Origin of the sequence: Acinetobacter calcoaceticus, assembly GCF_016508255.1 — a bacterium.
Taxonomy (GTDB): Bacteria; Pseudomonadota; Gammaproteobacteria; order Pseudomonadales; family Moraxellaceae; genus Acinetobacter; species Acinetobacter calcoaceticus_E.
Window position 1 is genome coordinate 102,490 of the sequence record NZ_JADVKT010000005.1, and the last position, 26,707, is coordinate 129,196.

Annotated in this window: 29 protein-coding genes; 22 read left to right on the forward strand and 7 right to left on the reverse strand. The window is 40.4% G+C overall.

Going from position 1 to position 26,707, the window contains the following annotated elements:
* Positions 1–83: 83 nt before the first annotated feature.
* Complete coding sequence (gene pgaD / locus I5515_RS11510) at positions 84–503, forward strand: poly-beta-1,6-N-acetyl-D-glucosamine biosynthesis protein PgaD (RefSeq protein WP_199966892.1); 420 nt, start codon at positions 84–86, stop codon at positions 501–503.
* A gap of 45 nt (positions 504–548) precedes the next feature.
* Here the strand turns inward: pgaD and I5515_RS11515 are convergent, their stop codons facing one another.
* The 4 genes from I5515_RS11515 to I5515_RS11530 all read right to left on the reverse strand — a co-directional run bounded on the left by I5515_RS11515 (position 549) and on the right by I5515_RS11530 (position 3,982).
* Positions 549–1,109: a TetR/AcrR family transcriptional regulator gene (locus tag I5515_RS11515; protein WP_199966894.1), complete on the reverse strand. Its 561-nt coding sequence runs from the start codon at positions 1,107–1,109 to the stop codon at positions 549–551.
* A 28-nt stretch (positions 1,110–1,137) separates the two neighbouring features.
* Positions 1,138–2,031: an alpha/beta fold hydrolase gene (locus tag I5515_RS11520; RefSeq protein WP_320159796.1), complete on the reverse strand. Its 894-nt coding sequence runs from the start codon at positions 2,029–2,031 to the stop codon at positions 1,138–1,140.
* 20 nt (positions 2,032–2,051) lie between these two features.
* Complete coding sequence (locus I5515_RS11525; RefSeq protein ID WP_199966899.1) at positions 2,052–2,840, reverse strand: crotonase/enoyl-CoA hydratase family protein; 789 nt, start codon at positions 2,838–2,840, stop codon at positions 2,052–2,054.
* Positions 2,841–3,037: 197 nt separating this feature from the next.
* The gene (locus I5515_RS11530) at positions 3,038–3,982 is read right to left on the reverse strand and encodes a DMT family transporter (RefSeq protein WP_199966901.1); all 945 of its coding nucleotides are present in this window, start codon (positions 3,980–3,982) and stop codon (positions 3,038–3,040) included.
* A gap of 403 nt (positions 3,983–4,385) precedes the next feature.
* Between I5515_RS11530 and pnuC the strand changes: the two genes are divergently transcribed.
* Genes pnuC through I5515_RS11550 form a run of 4 tightly spaced genes read left to right on the forward strand, consistent with a single transcriptional unit; the run spans position 4,386 to position 6,433 of the window.
* Complete coding sequence (pnuC, locus tag I5515_RS11535) at positions 4,386–4,976, forward strand: nicotinamide riboside transporter PnuC (RefSeq protein ID WP_199966903.1); 591 nt, start codon at positions 4,386–4,388, stop codon at positions 4,974–4,976.
* Between the two features lie 46 nt (positions 4,977–5,022).
* Positions 5,023–5,622 (forward strand): hypothetical protein, encoded by a 600-nt coding sequence (locus I5515_RS11540; protein ID WP_199966905.1) that lies wholly within the window; start codon positions 5,023–5,025, stop codon positions 5,620–5,622.
* A 21-nt stretch (positions 5,623–5,643) separates the two neighbouring features.
* The gene (locus I5515_RS11545; protein ID WP_199966907.1) at positions 5,644–6,111 is read left to right on the forward strand and encodes a hypothetical protein; all 468 of its coding nucleotides are present in this window, start codon (positions 5,644–5,646) and stop codon (positions 6,109–6,111) included.
* Positions 6,112–6,133: 22 nt separating this feature from the next.
* Positions 6,134–6,433: a hypothetical protein gene (locus I5515_RS11550; protein WP_199966909.1), complete on the forward strand. Its 300-nt coding sequence runs from the start codon at positions 6,134–6,136 to the stop codon at positions 6,431–6,433.
* A gap of 45 nt (positions 6,434–6,478) precedes the next feature.
* On the opposite strand, the gene I5515_RS11555 is transcribed toward I5515_RS11550, so the two are convergent.
* Positions 6,479–7,291 (reverse strand): IclR family transcriptional regulator, encoded by an 813-nt coding sequence (locus tag I5515_RS11555; RefSeq protein WP_199966911.1) that lies wholly within the window; start codon positions 7,289–7,291, stop codon positions 6,479–6,481.
* A 273-nt stretch (positions 7,292–7,564) separates the two neighbouring features.
* Here I5515_RS11555 and I5515_RS11560 point away from each other — a divergent pair, with 273 nt between their 5' ends.
* From I5515_RS11560 to I5515_RS11625, 14 genes are all read left to right on the forward strand, one after another.
* The gene (locus I5515_RS11560; RefSeq protein WP_002117586.1) at positions 7,565–7,870 is read left to right on the forward strand and encodes a non-heme iron oxygenase ferredoxin subunit; all 306 of its coding nucleotides are present in this window, start codon (positions 7,565–7,567) and stop codon (positions 7,868–7,870) included.
* A gap of 27 nt (positions 7,871–7,897) precedes the next feature.
* Positions 7,898–8,197, forward strand: a complete 300-nt coding sequence (locus I5515_RS11565) for a recombinase-like helix-turn-helix domain-containing protein (protein ID WP_199966914.1) — start codon at positions 7,898–7,900, stop codon at positions 8,195–8,197.
* A 16-nt stretch (positions 8,198–8,213) separates the two neighbouring features.
* Positions 8,214–9,281, forward strand: a complete 1,068-nt coding sequence (locus tag I5515_RS11570) for an aromatic ring-hydroxylating oxygenase subunit alpha (protein WP_199966916.1) — start codon at positions 8,214–8,216, stop codon at positions 9,279–9,281.
* A complete protein-coding gene (locus I5515_RS11575) occupies positions 9,274–10,038 on the forward strand; it encodes an SDR family oxidoreductase (protein WP_199966918.1) in 765 nt (254 codons plus the stop codon). The genes I5515_RS11570 and I5515_RS11575 overlap by 8 nt, the downstream gene beginning before the upstream one ends.
* Before the next feature lie 11 nt (positions 10,039–10,049).
* Positions 10,050–10,979, forward strand: a complete 930-nt coding sequence (locus I5515_RS11580; RefSeq protein WP_199966928.1) for a VOC family protein — start codon at positions 10,050–10,052, stop codon at positions 10,977–10,979.
* A gap of 28 nt (positions 10,980–11,007) precedes the next feature.
* A complete protein-coding gene (locus tag I5515_RS11585) occupies positions 11,008–12,219 on the forward strand; it encodes an NAD(P)/FAD-dependent oxidoreductase (protein ID WP_199966930.1) in 1,212 nt (403 codons plus the stop codon).
* A 42-nt stretch (positions 12,220–12,261) separates the two neighbouring features.
* Positions 12,262–13,485, forward strand: coding sequence for an MFS transporter (locus I5515_RS11590; protein ID WP_199966932.1), 1,224 nt, complete (start codon positions 12,262–12,264; stop codon positions 13,483–13,485).
* A 23-nt stretch (positions 13,486–13,508) separates the two neighbouring features.
* Positions 13,509–14,030 carry a cupin domain-containing protein gene (locus tag I5515_RS11595; RefSeq protein ID WP_004641730.1) on the forward strand — a complete coding sequence of 174 codons (522 nt, stop codon included), beginning with the start codon at positions 13,509–13,511 and terminating at the stop codon, positions 14,028–14,030.
* A 36-nt stretch (positions 14,031–14,066) separates the two neighbouring features.
* Complete coding sequence (locus I5515_RS11600; protein ID WP_199966935.1) at positions 14,067–14,891, forward strand: alpha/beta fold hydrolase; 825 nt, start codon at positions 14,067–14,069, stop codon at positions 14,889–14,891.
* Positions 14,892–14,906: 15 nt separating this feature from the next.
* A complete protein-coding gene (locus tag I5515_RS11605; RefSeq protein ID WP_199966937.1) occupies positions 14,907–15,701 on the forward strand; it encodes an SDR family oxidoreductase in 795 nt (264 codons plus the stop codon).
* 15 nt (positions 15,702–15,716) lie between these two features.
* The gene (locus tag I5515_RS11610) at positions 15,717–16,508 is read left to right on the forward strand and encodes an aspartate dehydrogenase (protein ID WP_199966939.1); all 792 of its coding nucleotides are present in this window, start codon (positions 15,717–15,719) and stop codon (positions 16,506–16,508) included.
* A gap of 13 nt (positions 16,509–16,521) precedes the next feature.
* Positions 16,522–17,988, forward strand: a complete 1,467-nt coding sequence (locus I5515_RS11615; protein WP_199966942.1) for an aldehyde dehydrogenase — start codon at positions 16,522–16,524, stop codon at positions 17,986–17,988.
* Between the two features lie 38 nt (positions 17,989–18,026).
* The gene (locus I5515_RS11620; RefSeq protein ID WP_199966944.1) at positions 18,027–19,667 is read left to right on the forward strand and encodes a thiamine pyrophosphate-binding protein; all 1,641 of its coding nucleotides are present in this window, start codon (positions 18,027–18,029) and stop codon (positions 19,665–19,667) included.
* A gap of 155 nt (positions 19,668–19,822) precedes the next feature.
* Complete coding sequence (locus tag I5515_RS11625; protein WP_199966946.1) at positions 19,823–21,019, forward strand: hypothetical protein; 1,197 nt, start codon at positions 19,823–19,825, stop codon at positions 21,017–21,019.
* A 62-nt stretch (positions 21,020–21,081) separates the two neighbouring features.
* Here I5515_RS11625 and I5515_RS11630 read toward each other — a convergent pair whose 3' ends face one another.
* A complete protein-coding gene (locus tag I5515_RS11630) occupies positions 21,082–22,380 on the reverse strand; it encodes an MFS transporter (RefSeq protein WP_199966948.1) in 1,299 nt (432 codons plus the stop codon).
* Positions 22,381–22,615: 235 nt separating this feature from the next.
* Between I5515_RS11630 and def the strand changes: the two genes are divergently transcribed.
* The gene (gene def / locus I5515_RS11635; RefSeq protein ID WP_199966950.1) at positions 22,616–23,098 is read left to right on the forward strand and encodes a peptide deformylase; all 483 of its coding nucleotides are present in this window, start codon (positions 22,616–22,618) and stop codon (positions 23,096–23,098) included.
* A 177-nt stretch (positions 23,099–23,275) separates the two neighbouring features.
* The gene (locus I5515_RS11640) at positions 23,276–24,598 is read left to right on the forward strand and encodes a glutaminase (RefSeq protein WP_199966952.1); all 1,323 of its coding nucleotides are present in this window, start codon (positions 23,276–23,278) and stop codon (positions 24,596–24,598) included.
* Here I5515_RS11640 and I5515_RS11645 read toward each other — a convergent pair.
* Complete coding sequence (locus I5515_RS11645) at positions 24,565–25,353, reverse strand: AraC family transcriptional regulator (protein ID WP_199966955.1); 789 nt, start codon at positions 25,351–25,353, stop codon at positions 24,565–24,567. The genes I5515_RS11640 and I5515_RS11645 overlap by 34 nt on opposite strands.
* 105 nt (positions 25,354–25,458) lie before the next feature.
* Between I5515_RS11645 and I5515_RS11650 the strand changes: the two genes are divergently transcribed.
* A complete protein-coding gene (locus I5515_RS11650; RefSeq protein WP_199966957.1) occupies positions 25,459–26,679 on the forward strand; it encodes an MFS transporter in 1,221 nt (406 codons plus the stop codon).
* Positions 26,680–26,707: the final 28 nt, after the last annotated feature.

The following is a 26,707-nucleotide window of genomic DNA, read 5'->3' on the forward strand; positions in this document are numbered from 1 at the left end:
AAATGCAAAAGTCATGAGATTTTAAAGATCGTGTTGTATTGATGTCTGGGGAAAACCGCAGCACTTCGTTAGGTAAAAGAGAAATGAAGACAAATTCGTTGATTATTGATTTACGTCGTCAGTTACCGTGGCATAAACGTTATGTTTCTACAACAAGTACAGCCATGATGTGGGGTGGCTGGTTGTTGTTATGGCGTCCGTTCGTGTTTGTATGGCTATTGGTTGAACTACAAAAAACACATTTGGTACACCATTTATTTAATGCCGTTGGTGTAGGAATTGAACATGGCATTACAGCATTAATTGCTTGTGCAATTTTCTTATTGTTGTGGAGCCATGTGCTACCGGAGCGCCGTGTGGGTGGTGATGAACTTGACATGAAGCAGACAGATGATTATTCACGCTACTTTGATTTACCTGAGCAAGAAATTGAGCAGGGACGTAGCCAAAAAATTACGATAGTTCACCACGATGAATTAGGTAAAATCGTTAGAGTTGAATAAACCTGATTAATAAAATAAAGCCCACTTTAAGTGGGCTTTATTTTTTTATGATTTGAGACATCCAAGAATACGTTGCTTGACTTGAGTAATATAAAATTCATCATGTGTTACACGGTACATCAAGATCGCACCTTCATAATCAGCAATACTTTGTTTTGCTAAAATCTTTGCTTGATCTTCAGCAATACAACAAGCAAAAATAGACTGGATTGCAAGTTGCCAATCCTGAAAAATACTACGTATTTTCGCTAAAATTTCAGGTGAACCGTAGGCAGCTTCCATAGAAATGATCCCAATCAGACAGCCATTTACCCCTTGGGTAAAAAACTGAATAGCACGTTCATGCATTTGCTCAAAACGTTCAATTGCTGATAAGTCAGAATTTGCTGTGCTTTTAAATAAAGAATGAATTAAATATTGATGAGTACCGTGAAGCACCTCAAGTAAAAGAGCTTCCTTGTTGGGATAGTAATAATAAAAAGAAGCTTTCGTTAAGCCACAGGCTTTTGCCAGCATGTCCATACTGGTGCCAGCATATCCATAGGTTTTAAACTGTAAAGCACAGTGCTTGAGTAGTTCTTCTTTCGCAAGTTTTTGCGGTCTCATCTTAAATTATCCAAAACATAAATCAGGCTTATACCAAATCATCAAAAGTGGTACGGATTTTACCCCAGATCTGTTCACCACCTTTTTTAAAGTAGCCCATGTGTCCAATGGCTTTCATAGAAACATCTTGAGGTTGAATACTCATGTAGGTGACAGGAGCTTGGCGATAATGCTGCATAAATGCACGGCAAGAGGCAGGCAAAGCCCAGTCATCATCAAAAGCAGAAACTGCATAAATGGGTGTTTTGACCGAAGCATATTGTTCAATTAAATGTTGCTGTTCAGGGTCAGCAAAAAAGTATTTGGGATGTTTGCACCACTTGCGCCATTGTTTGTAAACATTTAAGGGTAGGTCAGAACCCATATTAAATTTGCTCCAAGGCAAATAACCTGTCACGGCAACGATAGGTGGGAATACAATATTCCAGACAATTTGAACTTTGAAACGTTCTTTTAGTGGCATATATCCATGCCAGCCTGCACCAGTGCCGAAAGTGTAACAGGCCAATAATTTATCATGATTCGGTAAGAGTCCTAGCGCATGGCCGCCGTAAGAATGACCAACCATTAAAAGCGGTAAAGGTTCTTTTGATAAATATTCAATAGCCCCTGCTAAATCGAGTTTGCCCCAGTCTAGATACGACATATCAAACCCTTTTAAAGATTTTGGGCTGGATTTTCCAACACCTCGATAGTCAAAAGTGAATATTTGATAGCCATATTGCGTCATATATTCAGCAAAGCGACGGTAAAATTCGTGTGGTACGCCTGTTGCTCCAGCAACCACAATATTGGCTTTAGCTGGGGTGGTGGTAAAGTAACGGGTGCCGCTGATTTGATAGCCATCTAAAGCCGGAAATTGTACATTTTGGCTAAGCTGTTCGTTCATTTGAGTTGCTGAATGCATTGCTTTTCTCTTTATTTTTCTAGCGTGATGAAGCGTTATTTACCTTTAAAAACAGGAGGTCTTTTTTGCAACATGGCAAAAACACCTTCTTGTACATCTTCAGTTTTTAATAAAGGATGAAGATGGTTTTGTAACTGGTCAAATGCAGTTTGATAGCCTTCATTGATGGCTTCACGTGCAGAAGCAAGGGTAGCTTTTACCGCAAGAGGGGCCGCTTGAGCGATATGTTCAGCGAGTTCTATTGCACGGTTGAGTTCAGTACCTTCAGAACATATTTCTGTAATCAAATTCATATCAAAAGCTGCTTTTGCATCAAAGGGGTCGCCTGTGAGTAAATAGCGCATAGCTTTAGCCCAGCCAGCAGCCTGAGTAAAACGTGCAGTTGCTCCACCAAAAGGTAAAATGCCGCGTTGAACTTCCATTTGTGCAAATTGAGTATTTTCACTTGCTAAAGCAATGTCAGCGTTAAGAAATAGTTCTATACCCGCGGTATAACAATAGCCTTGTACCACTACAATCAAAGGTTTACTTAATTTCCGCCCAACTGTACCCCAAGGGTTAATCTCATTATCTTTAAAATCAAAAACACCCGTAGCAAGTTTAGGCTGTAACTCAACTAAATCTAAACCAGCAGTAAAATGCTCGCCGTGGGCAAAAATAATGGCACAGCGTAGGGCATCATTATTTTCATATTCTGTCAGGGCTTGAGATAGGTCTTTGATCATGTGACTGTCAAAAGCATTGCGCTTATCTGCGCGATCTAAGCCAATTAAAAAAATATGTCCGTGAGTTTCACGGCTGACTTTTCCTGCTTGATTTGACATATTTCGATGTCCTTTGTTTATTCTTAATAAGTTTTTAAACGATCGTTTAAAAACTGTCAAATACAATTTATTGAATACTTAGTAAGCAAAAAATAAAGGGATGATGGAAATAAAACTAAGTTCTTATTTTATGGCGAATGTTGCCAATAATAGTTAAAAGTAAAACCTGACAAATTTATTTGTCAGGTTTTAAAAATTTATGCAGAGCGCCGTGAATACATCACTAGTCCTAGGCATAACATGGTTAAACCTAAAATGAGATGTGAGCTCAGTTGTTCATGGTTGAACCATGTTCCCCAAAATGTAGCTAAAACGGGAGTGATAATTGTAATCAGTAGTACCGTCGTCGGTTGTAGTATCTTGATGAGTTGATAATAAAAAATCATGGCAAGTACAGATGAAAAGACCGCACTGTAGAGGACTGCTAATGAAATTTTCAGGCTTGGAAATTCAGTGGGAAGATGTGACCAAAAGAAAGGCAACAAGCATACATAACCTACCCATGAAACAAGCGTAGCCCCTGTCATTTGTGTAATAGGATGAATATGCGCTCCGACAGATTTCACGGCAAAAGTCGACAATACATAAAACAGCATAGCAATCAGTTCTAACATAATACCGATGCTGTTGAGCTGAAAACCTGATGAAGACAGGCCTAAAGTAAAGCTCATTCCAATAAGAGCAATACCGAGCCCAAGCCACTGCCATGCTGAAAAACGTTCACGCCCTAATAAAAAAGAACTGATGAGTCCGGATACTAACGGAGAGGTGCCGTAAATAATAGAAATAATGGCAGAGGGAACTTTATCTGCACCCATGTAGCAAAAGGCCATAGAACCCAATAAACCAATGGCTCCTGCACAATAACTTAAAATCGCTTTTTTATTAAAGATAAGCTTTAAGCGAAAAAACCTTAGACAGAGTAAGGCGATTGGAATCGCTAAACTGAATCGAATAAACAAACCCCATGCCCAGTGAAGTTCTTGTACTGTCCAAACGGCTGCGAGTGGGGTAAGTGACCAAATAATAACGACAGCAATAAATTGGCCGGCTGTAGCAAGTTGAGTTGGAGATGACGATAATGCTACAACCGGCTGAGTCTGCGGGGTAGAAATACTCTGTTGTTCAAATAACTGCTTCATATAAAAGCTCCAGAAAGTTTGGTTTTGTGTTTTAAAAGGGCATAAAAAAAGCCGCGTTTTATGGCGGCTTGTTGTGAAAATCAGAAGGTATATTACAAATGAAATATCTTGATTTTCTCATCCGAAGCGCCAAATTGTCCAAAATAAGGACGTCGCCAATTGACCATAGAGAGGTTGACCTCTAAGGTGTATAATTGACGGGCTAGACAACAATGGGCTTTAGATAAAAACATGATAAGTATATTAAAATAGGAATGATATTTTTATAACACAGAAATAGAAAAGTACAAATTATATTCAAGAAAGGGCTATGGATTTTTTGATTTCAAATTAGCAGTTTGCTTAGCTCTATATTTTTCTCATAATACACTCGTCAAATTGATCTCAGTAAGAAGCTGTTCTTATGTCACCTTTAGAAATTTTTGCAGTCTTGATTAGCCTCATTGGAGTTGGATTAACTGTTATTAGAAACATGTGGTGTTGGCTGTTTAATTTCTTTGCCTTTGTTTTATATGCCTATTTGTTTTACGAATTTAAACTTTATGGTGAAACGATTTTGCAATTCTTCTTTATGGTCATAAATTTTTACGGCTTTTATTACTGGTTTAAAGGAAAGCAGCAAGATCACGACATTCGTATAGAGCCAATCGCTTTTCAAGTTGCAATATTTCAAATGATTATTGCTGCGGTGGGTGGCTTGCTCTTTGGTTTAATTCTTAAAAACTTTACCGATGCGGCTGTACCGATGCTGGACTCACAGCTTGCAGCATTTAGTTTGCTTGCAACCTATTGGACCAGTCGAAAGCATATTGCAACTTGGATACTTTGGGTATTTGTCGATATTATTTATGTAGGAATGTTTATTTATAAAGATCTATTTTTAACTTCAGCCTTATATGCCGCTTTTGTATTAATGGCAGCTTATGGCTGGTATCAATGGGAAAAGGTGAAAAGAAAGCAGGTTGAACATATAGATCTGAAAAAAAACATTTAATGTATGAGAAAATATTAAAACAATAATCCTGTTTGGAAATTATTTGATGACTCATACTTTCAAAAAAATTTTACTTTGTTTATTTCTTTACTCAGGAGCTGTAAATGCTCAGGTTAATGCTATTCCTTTAAACCAGCTCAGTAAATTACCTGACTCATGTCAGAAAGATGAAGCTGCTGAAAATAATAAATTAGTTATACAAGCCTCTCAGGTAAAAATACAAAGTTACTCTTGCTTTAAGCCTAATGCAGATGATGCGCTAGGGTATAATGTATTTGCTATTCATTTAGATAAAAATAAAACCTATTATTTTAAATCGCAAACTCGGGATATATCCTCAATAGCTGGTCAGAACATACATAAAATTGATTCTGAAACATTTGCAATAGACAACTATCAAGAGCGTGGCGGAAATTTCATTATTTTTTGGATAGCGGACTGGTCAAATATTTATACACAAGATATTTCTTATTATACGGATGATGAAACTTCCATAGATAGTTTTACTAAAGACAAGCAGATTTATTTACAGAAGAAAAAATATTTGGATAATACCAAAACAACAAAAGTTGGATCTCCCTTAATCATTATGAAAGACAAACAAAAAGGTTTGATCATAAATAAGAGTAAGGCACAAAACTTTTAAATAATTAATTTCTGGATTTTTATGAAAAATTTAACTTATATATTTTTATTTTGTATTGGTTTTTTAGTAACGACTACGTCTTATGCACAAGTAAATATTAAACCTTTGTGGCATGGTAAGCTATTAAACAGTTTTGATATTCCTTTAAATAATTTGAAAAAGCCAAAGCAGGTTATTAAAGGTGAGGTTGATGAATGCAATGGTGGTTATTTTCCAGATCAATGGGTATATGACGATGGAGTGATACTCGCTACGGGCTCTTTAGATAAGGTATATGTAAGCCAGCAAAATGGTCTAAAGTATGGTTCCCGATTATTTAATCATTTAACTACCGAGAATGAGTTTAAAAAGTTTTTTGGTGAACAGATCTATATGACTAAAAAACATGTTTATTCTTTACAACCTTGGGAAGGTAGTAATGATGGCTTACACTTTCATTTCCGTAATGGAAAACTACATTACTATACGCACTCTATTGATGACTGCTAATGATTAACTTTTAAGAATAACCATGATCCTGAATTTAGTCCTATATAAACAGCAACAGTTTGATGCGATGGCCAAAAAAATTATGGCTGAACCTGAAAAATATATAGATTTTAATTCGGTGTCAGATTTTTATAGTGCTGTGTGGCTCAAGGAATTTCCAAAAGGTACTACGGTTTCTACCACAGGCCTAGATGATGGCGCTGAAGAATTTTATGCGATTGTTCAATTTAAAGAGCAGTGCTTAAAATTTGATATTACAGAAAACCATTCGACACTTATTTTTCAGGATATGAATGGGGAAGTTATTAAGCGTGATTTTTAATTTGTGAAATAAAACCGTAAAAAAAGCGACTTAACGTCGCTTTTTTTAGTAAATAAATTTCGAAATTTTATTTGCTGTTTCAATTACGAGGTTTGCAATATCTTCTTTAAAAGTTCTTTCGTCGTAAGTGGTAATCGGGCAACTTACTGAAATAACCGCGACCATTTTGCCATTTGATTGTTTAAAAATAGGTGCAGCGCAGGCTGCCATATCATGATTGTAATGGCCCCAGCTCACCATTGTTTTTTGGGTTTTTACATAAGCTAATCTTTGTAATAGCGCTTTTAAATTGGTGGGTGTCAGTTCAGAGAAACTGTCCCAGTCATTGAAACTACGGTAACGCTGACGTACTTCTGTTTCAGGTAAATCCGACAATAACATTTGCCCAATAACAGTGGCATGGGCAGGCCAGCGAGTACCTAAACTAATGTTGCTCGTAAAGGTTCCCATAGACTGAATATTATTTACAAAAACAATATGTGTGCCTTCTAAAATAGAAAGATGAACAGCGAGTTTAGTTTGGTCGCGTAGTTCTTTCATTAAAGGGGTCGATAAATCGAGTAATGAAAGTTTGGATAAACTGTTAAAACCGAGTTCCATAACTTTTGAATCAAGTGAATAAGTTTTTTGAGATGCCTTTCTTAAATAGCCACAAGATTCGAGTGTATGGATTAGACGAAATGCACTAGAACGATTCACTTCTAAAATTTCAGCAATTTCTGTAATCGTCATTTCTTGTGCTTGTTGATTAAATGCTTGCAAGATGGCTAAACCCCGTACAAGGCCGGGTACTAAATATCGTTCATCATTTTTTGTAGTTTCTGATTCTTGCGAATCTTCTTCAATTGTTAGGCTCATTCGTGTCTTTTTCCTATAAATAAAACAAGGTTCAATTTGGAGCATGCTGCTTTATTTTAGAACTATTGTAATTGTTAAAAATACATAAAACAATTTTTATATTTAAAACTTTGTTTCTTGATTGAAACGTAACAAAATATTTAAATTTTATTAAATTAATGAATTATATGTTTATTTTTACTTTGACAAAAAATGATCAAGGATATTATGCTTAGCTTATGTTTTGAAAATCAAATTATGTTTTGTATATAAAACAAAATGAGGACGCAAGGTATGAGTTGGATCTCAGTTTGTCAGCAGGGTGACGTTAGCGAAGATGAGCCGAAAGCCATCGAAATTGAAGGGAAAAAAATTGGTGTATTTTTCGTCGATGAAAATTACTTTGCTATCGAAAATGTTTGCCCTCATGCGTATGCCTTATTAACCGAAGGATTTATCGAAGATCAAACTGTGGAATGTCCATTGCACGAAGCAATTTTTGACATTCAGACAGGTGAGCTAAAAAGTGGACCCGGGTGTAGAAACCTATGTACGTACCCAGTTCGTGTTGAAGGACAGGATATTCAAATTCAACTCTAGTCCTCTCATGTACAAGGAAGCAGAACAATGAAGACATTTAATGAAAAGTTGGCAAGCTGGATTCATGCAACGCCAGCAACCGAAGCAGGTATCAACAATATTCAAGTTCCAGGTCAATCTGAATTGTTGGTTTGGCAAACACGTTATAAAGAACCAACCCTCTACGAACAAGATTTTGTAAAGAACTTGATTCAGGCATTTTCTGCGGGCGCAACAGAGTTAGATGACGTTGTTTCTGCACTTAATCAACAGGGTTTCCGCTGTGAATCTGCTGATGAATGGACTTCTGCAAGCTTTACAGAAGAAATGCAACGTTTAGGTTATTGATTCAGGGAAGAATAAAATGAACGCAATCGTATCAGCTTCACAAAGTGCTGAAGAATATTTAGAACTTGGTTTACGTGACCAATGGCATCCGGTTTTAGCAAGTTGGGAAGTGGCTGCTAACCCAGTCGGAATTACCCGCTTGGGTGAAAATATTGTGGTTTGGCGTGATGCCGAAGGTCAGGTACACGCACTTGAAGACCGCTGCCCACACCGTGGAGCTCGTCTTTCATTAGGCTGGAACTTGGGTGACCGTGTTGCTTGCTGGTATCACGGTGTTGAAGTTCGTGCTGATGGTGTCGTTGCAGATGTGCCGGCTGTTCACGAATGTCCAATGACTGGAACCAAATGTTTAAAGAACTATCCGGTCATTGAGCAACATGGTGCAATCTTCATCTGGTTCGGTATTGATGCAAATGAACAGCCAAAACCACTTGAGTTCCCAGAGCAACTTGCAAGCGAAGAGTGGAGTGCATTCCTTTGCCAAGCAGACTGGAAAGTAAACCATCAATATGCCATTGATAACGTGATGGACCCAATGCACGGGACATATTTGCACGCTACATCGCACTCGATGGCAGATGGTGAACGTACCGCAGAGATGAAGCACCGTACAACTGATAATGGTTTTGTCTTTGAAAAAGAAGGCCAAACAGGGGTGAACTTCGACTGGGTCGAATATGGTTCAACAGGTGCAAGCTGGTTACGTCTTTCAATCCCTTACCGTAAACAATTTGGTCCGGGTGGCGAATTTTGGATTGTGGGTTATGCAACTCCAATTGATGCGAACAATACCCGCGTATTTTTCTGGCGCTGCCGTAAGGTAAGTGGCTGGCAACGTAATGTATGGCGTTTCTTATATCGCAATCATTTAGAACAGTTGCATTGGGATGTGTTGGAACAAGACCGCATTATTTTAGAAAACCTTGCACCAAATGCACGTGAAAGAGAATTCCTCTATCAACACGACGTTGGTCTTGCACGTTTACGCCGTTTAATGAAAAAAGAAGCTGAGAAGCAATTAAAGAAAATTGCTGCGCTAAATGCATCAAATCGTATCGAGATGCAGGAAGAAGCTCATGGCTAATGTCGCGTTGCTGCAAGGTAAAAAAGTTCTCGTAACTGGTGCTGCACGTGGTTTAGGCCGAGATTTCGCTCAAGCCATTGCCGAGGCAGGTGCTGAAGTTGTGATGGCAGATATTTTATCTGACTTGGTGCAACAAGAAGCACAAGTTTTACAGAAGCAAGGACTCAATGTTCATGCTGTCACCGTTGACCTTGCCAAGGCAGACTCTATTGAAAATGCAGTTGCAAAAAGCGTGGAAGTATTACAAGGACTAGATGGCCTTGTGAACTGTGCAGCGCTTGCAACCAATGTAGGTGGGAAAAATATGATTGATTACGATCCTGAACTTTGGGATCGGGTCATGACTATTAATGCAAAAGGTACATGGCTCATTAGTAAGGCGTGTGTTCCACATTTAAAGCAATCGGCTGCCGGCAAGATCATTAATGTTGCTTCCGATACAGCACTTTGGGGCGCACCGAACTTGATGGCTTATGTGGCAAGTAAGGGTGCAATTGTTGCCATGACCCGTTCAATGGCAAGAGAGTTGGGGCAGTTCAATATCTGTGTTAACACATTGTCTCCGGGGCTTACTCTGGTTGAAGCAACTGAGTATGTGCCACAGGAACGCCACGATTTATATGTAAATGGAAGAGCGATTCAACGTCAGCAACTTCCACAAGATTTAAATGGAACAGCATTGTATCTACTGTCGGATTTGTCCTCTTTTGTGACAGGTCAAAATATTCCGGTCAATGGCGGTTTTGTCTTTAACTAAGGAGTAGTCAAATGATTACAGGGATCGAGATTTTAAAGTTTGGAGTTGAAGATAGAGCCGCTTCGAACAAATTTTTAGCAGATTTTGGTTTAAGTCAAAGTACTTCTGACATTGAAGGCACAGATTTATATCAAACTCAAAATGGCAGCAAGATTTATCTATTTAATTGTGATGATGACCGTTTGCCACCTGCTATTGAACAAGGTTCAACTTTACGTGAAGTCACTTGGGGTGTTGATAACGCTCAAGACCTCGAAGACTTAGCAGGGCGTTTGGCTGATGTAAATGGTTTTGAGCGTTCTGAAAATACAGTTCAGTGTCTTGACCCAAATGGAATGACTATTCGTTTTGAACAAAGCTTTGTTAAAGATGTTCAAGAACTCAAAACAGAAGGCATTAACCAATACGGCAACATTCAACGCGTAAATGCAGCAAGTCCTGTCTATGAAAAAGGTCAACCTGTTGCGATTGGACATGTGGTGTTCTTCACACCGGATTTAGCAGCAACTGAAAATTTCTATATTGAAAAAGTAGGTTTCCATTTATCTGATGCCTACAAAAATCGCGGTGCATTCTTACGTTGTCGCGGTGAAGGTTATCACCATGATTTGTTCTTGCTCAGTGTGCCAAATAAACCGGCTGGCCTAAATCACGTTGCATTCGTTGTTCGTGATATTCATGAGGTGATTGGGGGCGGTTTAAATATGAATCGTTCGGAATGGTCAACTTTCATTGGGCCGGGACGCCACCCAATTTCTTCTGCTTATTTTTGGTACGTCAACTCACCATTGGGTGGTGCATTTGAATATTACACCAACGATGACTATTTGACAGAAGAATGGCAGCCGCGTGTAGAAGAACACCGTCTAGAGCTTTTCACCGAGTGGGCGATTGAAGGTGGTCTTGATGACACAACCCGCCGTCAGGTGAAGCCTGTTTAACAGGCATTGCTGAACAAGGAAGATGGCTATGGAAAAGATTGTAATTGTAGGTGCAGGGCAGGCAGCAGGTTGGGCGGTAAGCACACTGCGCCAAAATGGTTATGTGGGCGAAATTCATGTAGTTTCAAATGAAGATCAAGTGTTTTATGAGCGTCCGCCACTGTCTAAGCAAGTGCTTTCAAAAGAAGCAACTTATGAAAGTTTGAATCTGTTTTCTAATGAGCAGGTTCAAGAGTTCAACGTTCAATGGCACAAACCTGAAATTGCGACAAAAGTCGACCGTGAACAAAAACAGGTTCATTTAGAAAGTGGTCAGGTTTTGCCCTATGACAAATTGCTGATTGCAACAGGAAGCCGTGCTCGTGTACCAGTCAATACATGGCAGTTCATTCCAAATGTTGTGACCTTACGTAATGTGCATGACTGCGAACGCTTGGCAGAAATTTTAAAGAATGCAAAAAATGTTGCTGTGATTGGTGGTGGTTGGATCGGTCTTGAGATTGCCGCAACTGCACGTAAACAAGGTAAAGACGTTCATATTTTTGAATATGGCGACCGCTTGTGTGCAAGAAGTGTGAGTCCGGAAGTTTCTGCATTTTTAAAAAATATGCATGAAACCCAAGGTACAAAAATTCACTTAGACAGCAAAAGCCTTCACTTGGTTGAAGCTCCTAGCCAAAAAGTTGAAGTGGTGAATCATCCACAAAATAGTCAGTTATTTGACTGTGTTGTGGTGGGTGCAGGCGCCGAGATTGCCAAAGAGTTAGGTGTTCATGCTGGCCTCGATGTGAAAGATGGCATTGTGGTGAACTGTTTTGGACAAACCTCAGATCAAAACATTTATGCCGCAGGCGATGTCGCAATTCATCCGGGCTTGGGCTATTGCATTCAGTCTTGGGCAAATGCACAAAATCAGGCCATTGCCGCAGCGAAATCGATGCTCGGGATTGAAACCGAATACACTGATATTCCATGGCTCTGGTCTGATCAATATCACTTTAATATCCAGATTTTAGGAACTTACCAACCTGAACAAACGAAAGAGTTGGTGATTCGCCAAGGTGGTGAAGATCAGGTGAGCTATTTATATTTGGACCATGAAAATCGTTTGCTGAACATGATTGCAATTAATGATTCAAAATTGGTCAAACTGGCAAAACGTTGGATGCAAGCCAACACCATTTTAGATCCAATACTGTTAGCAGATTCTGAATTTAATGTCATGAAGTTAAAACCGTAAACATTAAATCTGGTTCTCATTACCAAATCGAAGGAATGACACATGAGTAATGAAGAAAAAAGTGGATTAAAGCATTGGGTACCTGCTTTTGTCCTTATGGTGTGTGTGGTACTGGCATTTTTTGACAAGATCAGTATTGCGGTTTTATTTTCAGATCCGCATTTTCAAAACTCGATGGGAATCGCTGGAGATAAAGCCAAACTAGGATGGCTCATGACAAGCTTCTTGCTTTCCTATGGTTTTTCATCAGTCTTTCTAAGCTTTTTGGGTGACATCTTTAACCCAAAGAAAATGCTGTTCTGGAGTGTAACTTCATGGGGTTTACTCATGTTTTGCATGGGATTTACCACCAGTTATTCAGGCATGCTGATTTTACGTGTGCTGCTTGGTTTAGCAGAGGGACCGCTATTTGCTTTGGCCTATACCATTGTTAAGCAGACTTACACAGATCATCAGCAGGCCCGTGCTTCAACCATGTTCTTACTTGGAACGCCGATTGGTGCATTCCTTGGGTTCCCAATCACAGCAAATGTTTTGGCACACCATGACTGGCATACCACTTTTTTTGTGATGGCCGGATTAACACTAATCGCTATTTTCAGCATTGTTTTTGGCTTACGTAACTTGCAACTCAAGAAAACAGTCGAAATTGATGGTGAGAGCAAACGTACCAATTTCAAAGGCCATGTTGCCAATACCAAGATACTTTTGAGCAATAGAGCATTTTGGCTAGTTTGTCTCTTCAACATTGCATTGATGACTTATTTATGGGGCTTAAATAGCTGGGTTCCTTCTTACTTAATGCAAGACAAAGGCTTCAACCTCAAAGAATTTGGGATGTATTCAAGCTTTCCATTCATTGCCATGTTAGTTGGTGAAATCATCGGCGCGTTTTTATCTGACAAGTTAGGTCGCCGCGCAATTCAAGTATTTAGTGGCTTATTACTCGCAGGCATTTTCATGTATGTGATGGTCATTATGACCCAGCCGTTACTGATTATTGCTGCCATGTCTTTAAGTGCGATGGCTTGGGGTTTTGGAGTGGCCGCTGTATTTGCTCTTCTTGCAAAAGTAACGACCTCAAATGTAGGTGCAACGGCAGGCGGAATATTTAATGGTCTGGGTAATTTTGCAAGTGCAATTGCACCCGTACTGATTGGCTACATCGTGATGCAAACCCATAGTTTTAATTTAGGAATTACCTTCTTGGCTGCTGTCGCTGTCATTGGGTCTTTGTTCTTGGTTCCTCTTTTAAAACGTTATTAATTCACTGTATAGGAGTTCAAAAAATGACTACACAACAATTCGAATCGTGGGCACAACCAGAAAATGCTTCTTTAGAAGATTGGTTAAATACACGTATTGCTCGCTTTGAAACTCGTAAATATGACTTTGATGCTTTGAAATTCCAAGCAGATTACGACCCGAAATATCGCCGTGCACAAATGCGTTACATGGGTACGGGCGCAACAGGTGTTGCAAATGATGGCAACACTGTACCAGCAGAAAACTTTACATTTTCGACCATGGTTTTACCACCGCAGTGTGAAGGCCCTTTGCACATTCACCATGATGTTGAAGAAGTTTTCTTTATGCTCCGCGGTGAAATTGATTTGTTCATTGAGCACAACGGCGAAAAATTTGAGACCCGTTTAAAAGAGCGTGACCTGATTTCAATTCCACCGGGAATTTACCGTGGTCTATTTAACCCGGGTCAAGAAGATGCCTTGATGTGTGTGATGTTGGGAACAGGGAAGCCAACAATTCCTAACTATCCACCAGAGCACCCATTATCTCAAATCAAACGTTAATTGTTTGATGAAGTGAATGAAGGGAAAGGAATAAAAATGATGACACTCATTGAAAAGTTAGCAGAATTTCCGGTAAAGACGGTGACCGTTTTAGGTCAGCAACAAGCATATCGGGAAGCTGGTCAGGGCGAATACCTTGTGCTGTTGCATGGCATTAGTTCGGGTTCTGCTTCTTGGGTGAACCAACTTGAAGTGCTGTCTCATCATTTTCATGTCATTGCCTGGGATGCACCGGGCTATGGCAAATCAGATGAACTTTTAACTGATCAGCCGAATGCTACCGATTATGCAAAGCGTTTGGCAGCATTGTTTGATGTTTTAAAAATTGAAAAAGCTATTGTCGTGGGTCACTCATTAGGTGCCTTACAGGCGAGTGCATTTGCTGCACTTTACCCAGAGCGAGTGGAACATTTAGTTGTCGCTAATTTAGCTCAAGGCTATCAACGCCACGATGAACAAACACAAATTCAGGTTTTTGAAAAAAGACCAAAAATGTTGAAAGAGTTAGGTGCTAAAGGCATGGCTGAAAGCCGTGGACCTCATTTGATTTATAGACAAGAACCACAAGCCTTGGCTTTAGTTTCAGAGGTGATGCAACAGTTGACTCTAAAAGGTTTCACACATGCATCGTACTTACTTGCCTATGACGAAATACGTAATTATTTAACCGATTTAAAAGTCCCATGCACAGTCATTGCAGGGCAGCAAGATCAAATCACTCCTGCGTTAGGTATACAAGAGCTTGCTCAGGAATTGCAGTTGGAACAGCACTACATCATCCAAGATGCAGGACATTTAAGTTATGTTGACCAACCGCAAGCATTTAACCAAATTATGTTGACGATTCAGGAACAATCGTAAGAGAGATTAAGGATTATGAGCTTCCAAGTTGAAGGAAAAGTTGCAGTTGTTACCGGTGGCTCATCTGGGATTGGGCTGGCTGCTGTTGAAATACTGGTTGCAGAGGGTGCAAAAGTAGCTTGGTGTGGTCGCGATGAAGAGCGTTTAAATGCTTCTAAGCACTATATTTTAGAAAAATATCCGCATGCCAATATTTTTACCAAAGCATGTAATGTGTTGAAAAAAGAAGAAGTTCAGCAATTTGCCAAAGACGTCAAACTCAATTTGGGCAATGTGGACATGCTCATTAACAATGCTGGACAAGGCCGTGTTTCAAACTTTGAAAATACGCAAGATGAAGACTGGATGAAAGAAATTGAGCTGAAGTATTTCAGTGTTTTACATCCGGTACGGGCTTTTCTTGAAGATTTAAAACACTCTGCAAATGCATCGATTACCAATGTGAACTCTTTACTAGCGTTACAACCAGAGCCACACATGATTGCCACTTCATCAGCACGAGCGGCGTTGTTGAATCTCACTCATTCTTTGGCTCATGAGTTTACTCAGTATGGTGTTCGTGTGAACTCGATTTTACTCGGAATGGTCGAATCTGCGCAGTGGAAACGCCGTTATGAAACCCGTTCAGATTTAAATCTGTCATGGGAAGAATGGACAGGAAATATTGCAAAAAACCGCGGTATTCCGATGCAGCGTCTAGGTCGTCCTGAAGAGCCTGCTCGTGCTTTGGTTTTCTTGGCATCGCCATTAGCATCGTACACCACAGGTTCCACCATAGATGTCTCGGGTGGCTTCAATAAACATTTATAAATATAAGGTGCTGTCATGAAAAAGTTGATGATGATTGGTTTTGGCGCAATGGCAGCAGAAGTACATGCTCATTTGCCTCAAGATCTGCAACTCAAATGGATTGTAGTGCCATCTCGCAGTATTGAAAAAGTTCAATCACAAGTGTCTTCAGAGATTCAGGTGATTTCAGATATTGAGCAATGTGATGGTGAGCCAGACTATGTCATTGAGGTGGCAGGTCAAGCAGCAGTGAAAGAACATGCTCAAAAGGTGTTGGCTAAAGGTTGGACGATTGGTCTGATTTCAGTTGGAACCTTAGCAGATAGCGAGTTTTTGATTCAGTTGAAAGAAACTGCTGAACAAAATAATGCCCATCTGCATTTACTTGCAGGTGCTATTGCAGGCATTGACGGTATTTCTGCGGCCAAAGAAGGTGGCTTGCAAAAAGTCACTTACAAAGGCTGTAAAAGTCCAAAAAGCTGGAAGGGCAGTTATGCAGAGCAATTGGTCGATCTAGATCATGTTTCTGAAGCTACGGTCTTTTTCACAGGAACTGCGCGTGAAGCTGCCATGAAATTTCCGGCCAATGCCAATGTTGCTGCAACCATTGCACTTGCAGGACTTGGAATGGACGAAACCATGGTTGAGTTAACCGTTGATCCAACCATCAACAAAAACAAACACACCATTGTGGCAGAGGGTGGTTTTGGGCAAATGACCATTGAACTGGTGGGCGTGCCGTTACCAAGTAACCCGAAAACATCAACTTTGGCTGCGCTTAGCGTAATTCGTGCTTGTCGCAACAGTGTAGAAGCAATACAGATTTAAGAAGGATTTGATCATGGCAAAGGAAATTTATATTGCGGGTGAATGGCGATTAGGCCGAGGTGCAGTCATTCAAAGCCTGTTTCCGGCAGATCAGTCGGTAAACGCAGAGCTTTCAACGGCAACACTTGATGATGTAAATGAAGCAATTGAAAAAGCGGATCAGGCTTGGCGTCAACCAAGCTGGAGAAATAGCTTGCCGCATGAGCGCGCACGTATTCTCTACAAAGTTGCAGACATTATTGAAGCACGTGTAGACGAATTAGCAAAATTACAAACACGCGATAATGGTAAGCCTTTAACCGAAACTCGTGGTTTAGTGATGAGCGCTGCGGCGACAGCACGTTATGTTGCGGCTGCATGTGAAACACTGAATGATGAGCTTACTACTCAACGCGCTCCAGACTTTATGACCATGAGCGTGCATGAGCCTGTAGGCGTTGTGGCAGCAATTACACCTTGGAACTCTCCAATTGCGAGTGAAGTTCAAAAGCTTGCTCCAGCTTTAGCGGCAGGTAATGCCGTGGTATTAAAACCAGCAGAAGCAACTTCGTTAATTGCTTTAGAACTTGCCAAAATTTTTGAAGAAGCAGGTTTACCAAAAGGTTTGCTGAGTGTGTTAGTTGGGCGAGGTTCTATCATTGGTGATGCAATTGCTCAACATCCGTTGGTTCGTAAAATCTCTTTTACGGGTGGAACAACCACAGGTCGTCACTTGGCTCATATTGCAGCAGATAAACTGATTACCACTTCGCTTGAGCTAGGTGGAAAATCACCAACAATTGTTTTACCGGATGCAGATGTCGAACTGGCTGCTAAAGGCGTAGCGTACGGTATTTTTAGCTCGGCAGGCCAAGCATGTATCGCAGGTTCTCGCTTGTTTATTCATAGCAGTTTGTACGATCAGTTTTTAACGCGTTTGGTTGAAATAACCAAAGGCTTACGTGTGGGCCACCCAGAACAAGCTGGTGTGCATTTAGGGCCACTGGTCAATGACAAGCATTTGCAGTCAGTTGACCGCTATGTACAGCTTGCCAAAAGCGAAGGTGGTCAAGTTCTGATTGGTGGTGAAGCGCTTACGAGTGGTGACTATGCCAAAGGAAGTTATTACTTACCTACCATTATTACGGGTTTAAGTAACAGTGCTCAAACTTGTCAGGAAGAAATTTTTGGCCCTGTTTTAGTCGTTATGAAATATGACAACGAGCAAGATTTAATTGCCCAAGCCAATGACAGTTGTTTTGGTCTTGCCGCAGGCATTTGGACTGAAAGCTACCGTAAAGCTTGGCGCATTGCACGTGCGTTAGAAGTGGGAACGGTATGGATTAACACCTACAAGAAGTTCTCGATTAGTGCACCGTTTGGTGGCTTTAAAGACAGTGGGATTGGGCGCGAAAAAGGCCGTCTAGGCATTTTATCGTACATGCAACAAAAGAGTATTTATATGGGGCTGAATGAACAGCCTAACCCTTGGTGCGATTAATAAATTCAAGGACTGAAAACAAATTTTGAGGAACAGATATGACTGAACGTGTAAATGTAGGCGAAGCAATCGCAAGAGTTTTAGAAGCGCACCAAGTTGATAGTATTTATGGTGTTATTTCCATCCACAATTTACCTATTGCCGATGCAGTAGGGCGCCGTGAAAAAATGCGTTTTGTCGCAGCACGCGGTGAGGCTGGCGCAGTCACCATGGCAGATGCACACTCACGCTTTAAAGGCCTAGGTGTAGCGTTGACCAGTACGGGTGCTGGTGCAGGTAATGCGGTGGGGTCACTCATTGAAGCAATGAACGCGGGTAGCCCTGTATTGCATTTAACGGGTCAAGTTGAGCGTGAATATCTCGATCGTGATGCAAGCTTCATCCATGAAACTAAAGACCAACTTACATTCTTGCGCGCATCAAGCAAAGCGGCGTTTCGTATTACCAGCCCAGACAATGCAGTTGGTGTGATTCGTGAAGCTATTCGTGTCGCAACTACAGTTCCAATGGGACCGGTCAGTGTTGAGTTACCAATTGATGTGCAAGCAGCAGAAATCGATTTGCCACTTAACCTTGGACCTGTCAAAGCACTTGAGTTGCCACAGGCAGAGCAAGCTGAAATTGATTTTCTTGTCAGTGAAATCAAAAAAGCAAAACGTCCGATTTTCTGGATTGGCGGTGGAACTTTAAATAGCGTTGCTGAAGTTAAAGCAATTGCAGATTTAGGTATTCCAGTGGTGTCATCTACGCACGGCCGCGGTATTTTGGCAGATGATCATCCACGTAGTTTAGGTGCTTTCCATAACTCGGCAGGTGTTGAGCAGTTATTAAAAGATGCCGACTTGATGGTTGTGGTGGGTTCTCGTTTACGTAGTAATGAAACTAAAACCTATTCGGTTGAGTTCCCTGAAAATATTATTCAGGTAGATGCAAACCCAATGGCTCAGCAACGTAATTACAAAATCCGAAACTTCATTTGTGGTGATGCCAAAGATGTCTTAACACGTGTGTTAGAACAGCTTCAAGGGACTTCAAAAGTTGATGCCGATTACGATGCTGCTGTAGTTGCTGCAAAACAAGCTGCAATTGATGCACTTCGTAAACAAATCGATCAGTACGCATTAATTTGTGACCACTTACGTGCAGCTTTACCGCAAGACGGCATTTTTGTACGTGACATCACCATGTCGGGTAGTACATGGGGCAGTCGTTTATTCCCTGTACAAGCGCCAAATCAAAACATCCACTCACTTGCGGGTGCAATTGGTTTAGGCCTTGCAACTGCAATCGGTGCTTCAGTTGCTAACCCTGACAAAAAAGTAATTGGTTTGGTCGGTGATGGCGGCTTAATGCTTGGCATTGGTGAGATTGCAACTATGGTGCAAGAAAACACCAATATGGTCCTAATGATTATGAATGACGGTGGTTATGGCGTAATGCGCGGCATTCAAAATAACTACTTTGGTGGTCGTCAGTATTTTAATGAATTGCATACACCAGACTACAAGCTTCTTGGCGAATCAATGGGTGTGAAGAGCTGGAAAGTCGGTAGTGCAGAAGAGTTTAAAACGGTTATTCAAGAAGCTGTCGCTTTTGAAGGGCCAACAGTAATTGAGCTCGATATGAACTCGATTGGACCATTAAAGTTTGCGGGTCCACCGCAAAAGAAACTGTATTAACCAGTTTGGATGGTTTAGTACATATGCGATGGGAGCTACTAAACCATCCTTTTTTTAGATAAATTTTTTTATCTAAAAAACAATAAAAACTAAGTTTTACAGGTAAAACAAATAAAGTTCCAGCAGGACGCTGGAACTCAATCAAGGATGTAGAGATGAAAAAGACTTCATTGATCATGGCATTCATTGCACCGCTTACGCTGGGGGTAAGCGTCAATGCATTTGCAAAAGATTCATTGCTTGAATGGAAAAGTGATGATGGAACAGAGTCATTAAAGTTAGGTGGAGTGGTACGTTTAAATCAACGCTATGAAGATTGGCAAGGGCCAAACCGCGGTTTTGGTAAACTCTATTTTGATATTTTTAGGGTAGATCTAAAAGGTAAGTTCGATGATGCATACATCAATGCCAGCTATCTATTTCAAGATCAACAGAAAACATCTATTGAAAAAGCCTATGTTGGCTATAACCTTGACGCCAATAACAGCATTGAAGCAGGCTTGGTCTATAAACCTTTTACCATTTATCCATATCCACAAAATGGCTGGACTTATCACATTCCATTCTTTCTAGGCTATGGCAACAACATTGCACCAGGGCTTAACTGGAATTATCACGACAAAGATTGGGATGTAAAACTCGGTTATTATCCGCAAATGCTAGAGACTAATCTGCGTTATTCACCTGAAAGTGCAACTTATGATGACTTGGCAGGAAATGCGTTTCCATCTCAAAAAGCCTATCAAAATGAAAAACGCAATCAGGTTAATACCCGCATTGTTCGTAAGTTAGAAACTGATTTTGGTAAGCAAGAGTTTGGTGTATCTGGTGCAATCGCACAGTTGCATAACAAAGTGACTGATAAAGACGGCAAATATTACGCAGTCGGCTTGCATACCGAAAACAACTATAATCGCTTTAATTTACAAAGTTCTGTCATTCACTATCAGTACGATGCTAAAAACCCAGATGGTGTAAATAATGACATGACTTTAATGGGGAATAATGGCTTTACGCCGGCCTATTTCATTGCTTCTGAAGGAACCATTGCCAGTTTAAACCTTGCCTATACGTTGCCTGTGACCAATATGGGTAAGCTAAAAGCTGTTAAGTTTTATAATGATTATAGTTACCTTGATAAAAAACGTGACGATTGGGCAGCTTCTCAAATGAACACTACAGGGATGATGTTTATTGCTTCACCATTTATGGTTTGGGCAGATTATACGTGGGGTAAAAACTCTAATATTATTGGTGGGGCGACCAACTCAACAGGTTATACCTCTGCTACTTCGCCAAACAGCGACAAATGGTTATATCGTATTAACTTTAATATTGGATTTACTTTCTAAACTGAACAGTATTAAAAAAACCACGCAATCGGCGTGGTTTTTTATTTCATAGGTTAAAGCTTTTAATATCTGTTTTTTTCAAACTTATTCCAAAATACAAAGGCGGTCACAAAAGCCAAAATGGTCAGCGCAAAAATATAATACATCGCACCAATATTACTGTACTGACTGAGCCAATGAACTAAAGGCAATGTCATACCACCAACAATGGCATAAGACAAATTATAAGAAAATGAAATGCCAGAGAAGCGAACAGGTGCGGGGAACATTTTGACCATACTGCTCGACACCATACCCACTGTGCCTGAGCATAGACCCAACAACATATATAAACCAAAAATGGTTGAATGTGCCGCGTGCCCCAAACTGTTATAAAAAACTGCTGCTGTGAGAGCCACGGCAAGCGCACCCACCATCATGACTTTGCCACAGCCAAAACGGTCAGCAAAATAGCCTGCCAAAATACAACCGACCATTTGCATAATAATGGCTGCACTTTGCATTTCAAAAGTTTGGGCGCGTTCAAAACCAAATGAACCAATTAATAAATTTGGCATGGCTAAAATCACCACCACCACACAACCTGTTAAAAACCATGTAAATAACATGCCAATAACAACGGCTGTTTTATGTGTTGTTAACACTTGTTTCACTGGCATTTCTTTTGAGATTTCTTTACGAGCTTGCATGGCTTTAAACACAGGCGTTTCTTTTAAATAAGTTCGTAAATAAAGTGCAACTAGGCCAAAAATACCGCCTGCAATGAAAGGTATACGCCAAGCCCAGTCATGGATTTGTCCTTCACTAAAATTAAGTGAAATCCATAAAGACATCAAAGCGCCTAGTAAAATTCCTAAAGATAGTCCCGCAGTCAATAAACCATTTGCCAGTCCAATTTTTCTTTCAGGTACATGTTCAGATACAAAGGTCCACGCTGCTGGAATTTCACCCCCAATCGCAATACCTTGCACCACACGCATAAGCAATAAAAGTAGCGGCGCAAAATAGCCAATATTTTCAAAGGTGGGCAAAATCCCGATAAATAGCGTAGGCAGAGCCATCAATAAAATAGAAAGCGAAAACAGTTTTTTACGCCCGACCAAATCACCAAAGTGGGCCATTACAACTCCGCCTAGTGGCCTAAAAAAGTAACCTGCTGCAAAAATACCGTAAGTATTGAGCATAGCCCAAAATGGGCTGAGTGTACTCGGGAAGAAGAGGTCGGAAATGATTTTGGCGTAAAATACATAAATCACAAAATCATAAAACTCTAAAGCACCACCCAGTGAAGAAAGGGCAAGCGTTCGTTTATCTTCTTTATTCAGATAGCTCGCATCCTGCAAAGTTAAGTCCTGATCCATTTTTTTACTTAATTGTTGTAATTGAAGTTTGGATATTAATGGAAAAGTGAAGTAAAAGTAAATGGAGGAAATTTGTTCTATGGAGAGGCATAGGTTTTAATCACTCAGATAAAAAAGCTTTAAAACTAAAAATGCTTTAGATGAAACAAAAACAGATGTAGGAATGTCTTTTCTTTTGGGCTGTTCAGCGAGACAATAAAATCAGTAATAACCTAATTTCATTAGAGGCCAAGGGATGAGCGTTATTTTGCCAGTTGCCAAGCAGGGTGAAGACATTTTAAAACTGATTGCTGCGCCTGTTTCAGCAAATGAGTTAAACAGTGATTGGCTCTTACAACTCGCGACAGCGATGCATGCGACTATGCTTGAACGTAATGGTGTTGGTATTGCCGCACCGCAAGTTTATATCTCTAAACGAGTCATTATTGTGGCTTCCAGACCAAACCCGCGTTATCCCGATGCACCTGAAATGGATGCCGTAGTGATGGTAAATCCAGAGATTTTAGAGTTCTCAAACGAATTGTGTTTAGGTGAAGAAGGTTGTTTAAGTGTGCCAGATGAACGCGGACAAGTTGAACGTGCAGAAACAGTTAAGGTGAGATATTTAACTTTAGAAGGTGAAGTTGTAGAGACTATTTACCATGGTTTTCCTGCTCGTATTGTTCAACATGAAGTCGATCATTTAAATGGTGTTCTATTTGTAGAAAGAATAATCTAATCTTCTGTTTAAAGTTTTGAAAAACGTATAATGAGGTTGAAATAAATAAGCCATCGGAATTACAATACTTATATCGTGATTTTTAATTCACTCAAAAATTATAATTTTAATATTATCAGCGGATTGTGCTGAAAAATTGCTCGAAAGTGTAAATCTCCTCATTTAAGGTTACTGACCATGAAAACCCCTCTCCCAGATTATTTGGCAAATGTGATAGAAGCCTGTGAGGTAGATAATAGCGGGCATCTAGCTGACTATATTCCAGAGTTAGCAAATGCAAATCCAGACCGATTGGCTTTGGCAATGTCTACGGTAGATGGTGAAATTTATTCGATCGGAGATGATGATACTGAATTCACCATTCAGTCGATTTCAAAACCTTTTGTATATGCCTATGTGATGCAACAGCTTGGCATTGATGCGGTACTCGATAAAGTCGGGGTGGAACCTTCTGGGGAAGCTTTCAATGAAATTTCATTGGGTAAAGACGGCCGTCCGAAAAATCCGATGATCAACTCTGGTGCAATTACCACACATTCTTTAATTCCAGGTAAACATGGTTTACATAGTGCAGAAATTCTACGCCGATTTATGAGCGAGCTTGCAGGACGTGAATTAAGTTTTGATGAGTCTGTTTATGATTCGGAAGTAAAAACAGCATATCGTAATCTTTCGATCGGTTATATGTTGCGAACTGTCGGAATTTTAGAAACCGATCCAGTAGATATTGTGAATGGTTATATTCGCCAATGTGCGATCATGGTTACAGTTAAAGACTTGGTACGTATGGGCAGTGTACTTGCCAATGGTGGCGTCGATCCTAAAACTGGAAAGCGTTTGTTAAACCGATCTGTCGTTAGACAAGTGCTCAGTGTCATGATGAGCTGCGGGATGTATGATGCCGCGGGTGACTGGTTGTCGACTGTAGGTATTCCTGCTAAGAGTGGTGTAGCAGGCGGGATTTTAGGTGTGCTACCGGGTCAGGTCAGTATTGCTGCTTTTTCTCCTCGTTTAGATGAGCATGGTCATAGTATTCGAGGCATCGATATTTTAGAACGGTTATCTCGTGACATGGGATTACACCTCATGGAAGGTACACCTTCTGCACAAACGATTGTACAAAGTCATTACCGCACAGGAAAAGATGCTTCATTAAGTGTATATGTACTTCGCGGTGTATTGAAATTTACTGAAGCTGAAATGTTGTTGCGTATTTTACAAGATGAGACAACTGACCAAAGCACAATCGTCATTGATTTAACCCAAATTTCACTTATCCACGATGTGGGTAAACGTATGTTCTTAGAAGGTGTAGATCGTCTGATTGATGATGGTCATACTCTTGTTTTAGTGGATCCTGAACAACGATTAGATCATGCGAGAACTGGTAAAGATCGTGAGCTTCATGTCTATCACGATTTTGATGATTTGCTCGAAAAGCATGACCTACCTGCAAAAAAAAAGACTTATAGCGACATCGCAGAACTTCTAAACTGCTGAGGTGTTTTTCCTAGATGTCGCTTAAACATCGCACTGAACGCGCTGGGGTTGTTATACCCCAGTGATTCAGAAATTCGAGCAATGGATTCACCATTCGCGATTTTACTTAAGGCAAGTGCAACATGCATTTGCTGGACCCATGCCCGATAAGACAGTCCAGTTTCTTTTTGGAACATACGCATTAGGGTTCTAGAACTCGCACCAATCTCATCAGCCCAATCTGTTAAGTCTTTTGAATGGTCAGGAGTATGTAATAACTCTTGGCAAATTTTTAATAGTCGTTTGTCTTTCGGCCATGGAATCTGAATAGGCAATAAATTGGCCCGATGGATTTCTTCAAAAATCAAAATTTGTAAAGAACGGGAAAGCTCTTGAGACGTCGCCGTATTTGGTGTGTCTTCTCGTTCAATTTCATTTAAACGAATCAAAAGCTCATGCAACAGGTTGCTTACACGAATAATAAAGCAATGCTGACCCATTAGAGCGGCTGCATTTACTTCAACCAACGCCGTATTTAACTTCACGTGACTCAGTGAAATCACACTGTGCTCAACATGAGCAGGAATCCATAAGGCACACATGGGCGGCACAATCCAGACATTGTTGGGTGTAAACACCTGAATATTTCCTGTGGATGCATACAAAAACTGCGCACGTGTATGTGTATGAGTAGGGGTGATTTCTCGGTAAGAATGCTCAGAAGATAGCCCAATCACAAGTTCAGACAAATCAGACTGAATAAGAGAATCGGACATAAACTATCCTGAAAATTGTCACTTATACAATGATTGTTGGAAGATAACTTTATAAGCGACAATTTACAATAAGGATCTTACTTAGAACATTGGAGTTTTTCAGGTATGACGTCTTCAATACAATTGAAAGATGGTATTGCTAATACCGTTGCAAATGATCAGCCTCAAGGAATGATTATTAAAATTGTAGGCGCCGTGGCGGTCGCACATTTACTGAATGATTTAATTCAGGCCGTGTTACCCGCTATTTATCCAATGCTAAAAGCAAACTTTTCTCTGAGTTTTGCCCAAGTCGGCCTGATCTCATTTGTCTATCAAATTACAGGTTCGCTGCTACAGCCTTGGATTGGACTTTATACCGATAAACATCCAAAACCGTATCTCCTACCACTCGGAATGATGGTCACATTCTGCGGTATTATCTTGTTGGCATTTTCACCAAGCTTTACTGTGTTGTTATGTGCATCTGCGCTTATTGGAGTAGGGTCTGCAACTTTTCACCCTGAAGCTTCGCGGGTGGCAAGAATGGCTTCGGGCGGGCGCTTTGGGACAGCTCAGTCGACTTTTCAGGTGGGTGGAAACACAGGTACTGCCATTGGCCCGTTATTGGCAGCATTACTGATTGTTCCATTTGGACAGCATGCAGTAGCAGGCTTAGTGATATTTGCACTTTTAGCCATTTGGGTTTTATTTGGTGTAAGCCGCTGGACGGTGAGCCATGCTAAAAGTCAGGTAGCTACACGTGCAAACCAAGCACAGAGTAAATTGCATGGTCGCAAGCTGATTATTGCCTTGGGCACGATTAGTGTGTTGATGTTTGCTAAATTTACCTACATTGCCAGCATTAGTAACTATTTTACTTTTTATCTTATTCAAAAGTTCCATATTGGCATCCAGACCGCTCAGTTGCATTTATTTGCCTTTTTAGCAGCTGTTGCTTTAGGTACATTTGCAGGTGGTCCAATTGGTGACAAAATTGGCCGCAAAGCTGTTATTTGGGTTTCATTTGTTGGTATGGCGCCGTTTGCATTAATGATGCCGTATGCAAACTTGTTTTGGACAACAGTTTTTTCGATCATTGCAGGTTTGATATTGTCATCTGCCTTTGCAGCCATGGTTGTTTACGCACAAGAAGCTGTGCCGGGTCGTGTCGGTATGATTGCAGGTTTAATGTTTGGTCTTATGTTTGGGGTAAGTGGTATTGCCGCAGCAGGTTTAGGGCATTTAGCCGATATTAACGGCATTGAATGGGTATTTGGTTTATGTTCATTGTTGCCATTACTTGGTTTTGCAACTGCATTTTTACCAAACACAAAAGTTAAATAAATGAAAAGACTCTCAGTCATATGCAGCT